Annotated in this window: 1 protein-coding gene; it reads right to left on the reverse strand. The window is 72.7% G+C overall.

Features of this window, described 5'->3' with window-relative positions; translation table 11 throughout:
• The coding region (locus HNV26_RS36740) for an SDR family NAD(P)-dependent oxidoreductase (protein ID WP_171453017.1) at positions 1-5,084 on the reverse strand (5,084 nt) is incomplete at both ends.

Here is a 5,084-nt window from a genome sequence, read left to right on the forward strand (position 1 = left end):
AGGCGGGTTTGCACCGGGGGCTGGGTGGGCCCGGGCGAGAGCCCGAACGTGGTGCTCAGCGCGGGGCGCTGCGTGGACAGGATGTGGTCCACCAGGGTCCCCAGGCGGTCATACTCGAAGAGCATCGACGCGGTGATGTCCACGGACAGCCGCTCCCTCAGGGTGGTGGCCAACTGGGTGAGGGTGATGGAGTCGAAGCCGAAGTCGCGCAGGTCCGTGTCGAAGTCGACGTCCGCCGCGTTCATCTTGAGCAGGGCGGCGGTGGTCTCGACGACGACGGCGCGCACGCGGCCGAGCAGCGCATCGTCCGCTGGCGGGGCGCTGGGGGCCATGGGCATCGGCGGCGCCGTCACGGTGGCCACCGGGTGACTCAGGGCCTGGCAGAGCCCGCGGACCGTGGGGTGCTCGACGAGCTGCCGCGGGCCAACCGCTCCCGGCAGCCGGGCCTCGAGCCGGGCGCAGAGTTCCCCCAGCGAGGTGGCGTCGAAGCCGTGGTCCTCGAGGCTCGCGTCGAGGTCCACGTCCTCCGGGCGGATGGAGAGGACCTCGGCGATGGCCTCCACGACGCTGGTCCGGGCCTCCGTCACCTCGGCGCTCCCCGTGGCGGCGGGCGGTGCGTCCCGCACGTCGAAGGCGCGGTCGATGGTCTCCGGGGCGCCCTCGATGATGGCCATCACGGGCTCCGTGGCGTGCAGCGCCTGCTCGAAGAACTCGAGCCCGGCGCGGGTGCCGAGGGGCTTCATGCCCAGCGTGCGCAGCAGGTGCGCCTCGGTTTGCGCATCCACGTGCATTCCCCCCTCTCGCCACAGCGGCCAGGCGATGGACAGCGAGCGGCCATGCCGTTCTCCCTGGCGCACCCGGGCCGCGCGTCCGCGCGCGAAGTGGTCGAGGAAGCGGTTGGCGAAGCCGTAGTCCGACTGCCCCACGTTGCCGATGACGCCGGCCAGCGAGGAGAACAGCACGAAGAAGTCGAGCGGCAGGTCGCGCGTCGCCTCATCGAGGTGGAGCGCGCCCAGCAGCTTGGGGTGGAGCACCTCCGGAATGTCCTCGAGCCGCTTCTGCGCGACCATGGCATCGCGCAGCACGCCGGCCGAGTGGATGACGCCGTGGAGCGCGCCAAAGCGTCGGGTCGCCTCGCCCACGAGCGCCGTCACGTCCTCCGCGCGTGAGACGTCCGAGCGCAGGTAGATGGCCTCCGCGCCCCGTCGTTCGAGCTCCCGGAGCTGCTCGCGGAGCGCCGCGTCCTCGGCGGCCCTGCCGGTGAGGACGAGCCTCGCCTGGACACGCTCGGCCAGCCACTGGGCGAAGCGGATGCCCAACCCGCCACGGCCTCCCGTGATGAGGTAGACGCCACGCGGACGCAGCACGGCCTCGCGCGCCCGGGCGGGGAGGGCCAGTCTCGTGCGTCGCAGGCGCTCGCGGCCGCCTGAGCCGTCGCGGACCTCGTCGTCCGAGGCGTCCACGAGCGAGAGCTCCTGGAGGAGCGCCGCCGCGTGCAGGTCCGGCGACGAAGGCGTCTGCACGGTCCGCAGGCGCAGCGCGCGGTGCTCCCGGTTGACGGACTTGCAGAACCCTGACAGCGCGCCGTGCTGGGGCACGGCGTCCGTGGGGCCCGGGCTCACACAGAGAAGGTGGAGCGAGGGCACTGGCCGCGCCTTCAGCCAGGCCTGGGTGAAGGCGGTCAGCGCGTGGATGCCTCGCGCAAGCTCCGTCTCCACCGCGCGAGGTTCGGGCCGCAGCAGCCCCGCTCCGGTCCAGGCGTGGATGGCGCGCGAGGGCAGCGCCCCTTCCCGCCGCAGGGCTTGGAGCAGGCGCTCGGCGTCCGCGACGTGGCCGGGCCGGATGTCGAAGGTGCCGTCGCTGGATTCGCGGAACGCCGCCCCTGGCTTCACGAGGTACACGGGGCCCGAGTTCCGGCGCTGAAGCGCGTCGCGCAGGTGGGGCGTGTGGTCGAACACGAGCAGCGGCCCCTCGGCCTTGCCGGACGCGCTGACCAGCGGCTCGGGCAGCCACGCCTCACCCAGCACGCGCGGCGTCTCACGCCGGGGGTTGGGGACCTCGCGGACGCGGAAGTCCGTCAGTCGGGCGCGGACCTGTCCCTCTGCGTCGATGAGGTGCATGTCGAAGCTCTCCACGTCCTGCCGCACGGCCTTGCGCGTGACATGGACGAAGCACTCGGTGTCCAGGGGCTGGTGGAGGTGGACCGCGCCCAGGGAGGAGGGCAGCCAGGCCCTGGCGTCGTCTGCCTCGCCGTGATGGGACAACAAGCCCACGACGGCTTGGAGCGCGCCGTCGAGGAGCCGGGGGGACAGGAGGATGCCGGGGGGCGTCCGCGCGTCACCGGACAGCCGCAGCACGGCGAACGCTTCCTCCTGACCCACGTGAAGCTCCTGGAGCGTGCGCAGGCTGTCCCCATACTCGATGCCGCGCGCCGCCAGCAGGGCGTAGCAGTCCGGCGCCGTCATGCGCCGAGGGCAGCGGGCCCGGAGCGCGTCCAGGGCCACGCGCGGCGGCGCCGCTTCCGGCGGGGCGTGGCGCGGCATCCGCCCCTGCGCCCGGACCCCGCCGTCCGCGCCGAGCAACTGGAAGGCGACGTGGTCACCGTCTGGCTGGAGCGCGAGGCTGACCTCCAGGGCCGGCGCGGGGGCCGTGAGCACCGCAGGGCTGCTCCAGGTGATGTCGCGCAGCGTGCGAACGTCACCGACGCCAGCCTCGCGGGCCGAGGCCAGCGCCATCTCCAGACACACCACGCCGGGGAGGACCGGCCGGCCTTCGACGCGGTGGTCCGCCAGCAGGGGCTCCGTGGCGGGGAACGCGGTGGTGAAGCGAACGCCGTCGAGCGTGGAGGCATTGCGCTCCAGCAGCGGGTGTCGCCGCTCCGTCAGGGGGAGCGTGGCGCCCGCCACCGTCCGAGGCAGCCAGTACGCGCGGCGCTCGAAGGGATAGGTCGGCAGCGGGTGCCGCCGAGGTGGGCCTTCGGGGTGGAGCACCGCCCAGTCGATGTCCGCTCCCGCCACCCAGCGCGCGGCCAGCGCGCGGAGCGCCAGGGCGTCTCCGGAGAGGGGGGGCGCCTGCTCCGGAGCCTTCTCACCCTTCGCCATGCCCTGGAAGCAGTGCTCCGCGTCGGGCTGTCCGCTCAGGAATCGGTGGAGGTGCTCGCGCAGCGCGCCCTCATGGGAGGCCACCAGGGCCAGTCGCGCCGGCATGGCTTCGCCGCGAGTCTGGAGCGACCAGGCGATCTCCTCCAGGCTGGCGGCTGGACCGGTGAAGCCCGGCGCCGTCTGCCGTTCGAGGAAATCGAGCAGCCGCTGCGCGTAGGGGCGCAGTTGCTCCGGCTTTCGCGCCGACAGCACGACGAGCTGGGGGCGTGTCGACGCGGCCCGCGTCCGCTGCGGGGCGAGGTATTCCTCGATGATGACGTGCGCGTTGGCGCCGCCCGCGCCAAAGGAGCTCAGCCCCGCGCGTCGGGGCAGTCGCGTGCCGTGGGGCTGGGTGGGGGCGGGCCACTCCGCCAGGGTGCGTTGCACCTGGAACGGCGTGGCCGCGAAGTCGATATGGGGGTTGAGCGTGTCCGCGTGCAGCGAGGGCGCCAGTTGCCGGTAGCGCAGTTGGAGCAGGATCTTGGTCAGTCCCGCCACGCCCGCCGCGGCCTCCAGATGCCCGACGTTGGACTTCACCGAGCCGATGGCGCATCGCCACCCGGCCGGGACCCGCCGCTGGAAGGCCTTGCTCAGGCCGGAGACCTCGATGGGGTCGCCCAGGCTCGTGCCGGTCCCGTGCGCTTCGATGTACCCGATGCTCTCGGGCTCCACACCCGAGCGCTCCAGCGCCGCGGAGATGAGCTGGGCCTGGACGTCCGGGTCCGGCACCGTATAGCCGTTGGCGCGGCCCCCGTGGTTGATGGTGGTCGCCCGGATGACGCCGTGAATGGTGTCCCCGTCGGCCTCCGCCCGGGACAGGGGCTTGAGCAGCACGGCGCCCACGCCTTCGCCAGGGACGTAGCCACTGCCCCCTTCGCCGAACGCGCGACAGCGTCCGTCGCTGGCGAGCATGCGCAGCTCGCTCAGCAGCACGTACTTGCTGGGGTGCAGCATCAGGTTGACGCCGCCCACCAGCGCCTGTTCGCACTCCGAGCGCCGCAGGCTCTCACAGGCCAGGTGCAGCGCCGTCAGCGACGACGAGCACATGGTGTCCAGCGACAGGCTCGGCCCATGGAAGTCGAAGAAGTACGACACGCGGTTCGCGATGGACGCCGCGAACGACGACGCGGCGAGCGGGTTCCCACGCAGCGTCTCCTCCAGGCCGAGCAGCGAGTACTGGCCCCACATCACCCCCACGAAGACGCCGACCCGGTGGCCGCGCAGTGCCCGGCCCGAATAGCCAGCGTCCTCGAGCACCTGCCAGGCCGTCTCCAGGAACAACCGCTCCTGGGGGTCCATCAGCTCGGCTTCCTTGGGGGACAGGTGGAACAGTCGCGCGTCGAACTGGTCGATGTCCCGGAGGAACCCACCCCAGCGGCTCTGCGACGTGCCCGGGCGGCTGCCAGAGGCGTCGAACCAGCGATGGGCGTCCCAGCGCTCCGAAGGCACCTCGGAGATGCAGTCCCGGCCGGTCCGGAGGTTGTCCCAGAACGCCTCCAGGTCCTCTGCTTGGGGATAGCGGCCCGCGAGCCCGATGATGGCGATGGGCTCGTCGTCGCCGCGGCTGTGCACGCGCTCCGCCGCTGTCACGGTCGGCGGCGGTGGAGGAGGGGTGGGCGCGTGCGCCTTGGGGGCGCTCACCGCGGATGAAAGCAGCTTCGCGGCGCGCTCCGCGTGGTGCTGCTCGATGTAGGTGGTCAGCTCCTGGGGCGTGCTGTGCTCGAACAGCAGGGTCGGGTACAGCTTGGTGTCGAGGTCCCGCTCCAGCCTTCGCACGAGCTGGAGCAGCTGCGAGGAGTCGAGTCCTTGCGCGTAGAAGTTCTCGTGGTCATCGAGCGACGCTCGCGGCACCTGGAGCTCGGCGGCGAGCACGTCGCGCACGTAATCCAGGACGGAGGGCGTGCCCACGTCGTGGGGCGGCGGCGGAGGCGGGGCGGCCTCGGG

The organism is Myxococcus xanthus, from assembly GCF_013116825.1.
In the GTDB taxonomy this organism is placed as follows: domain Bacteria; phylum Myxococcota; class Myxococcia; order Myxococcales; family Myxococcaceae; genus Myxococcus; species Myxococcus xanthus_B.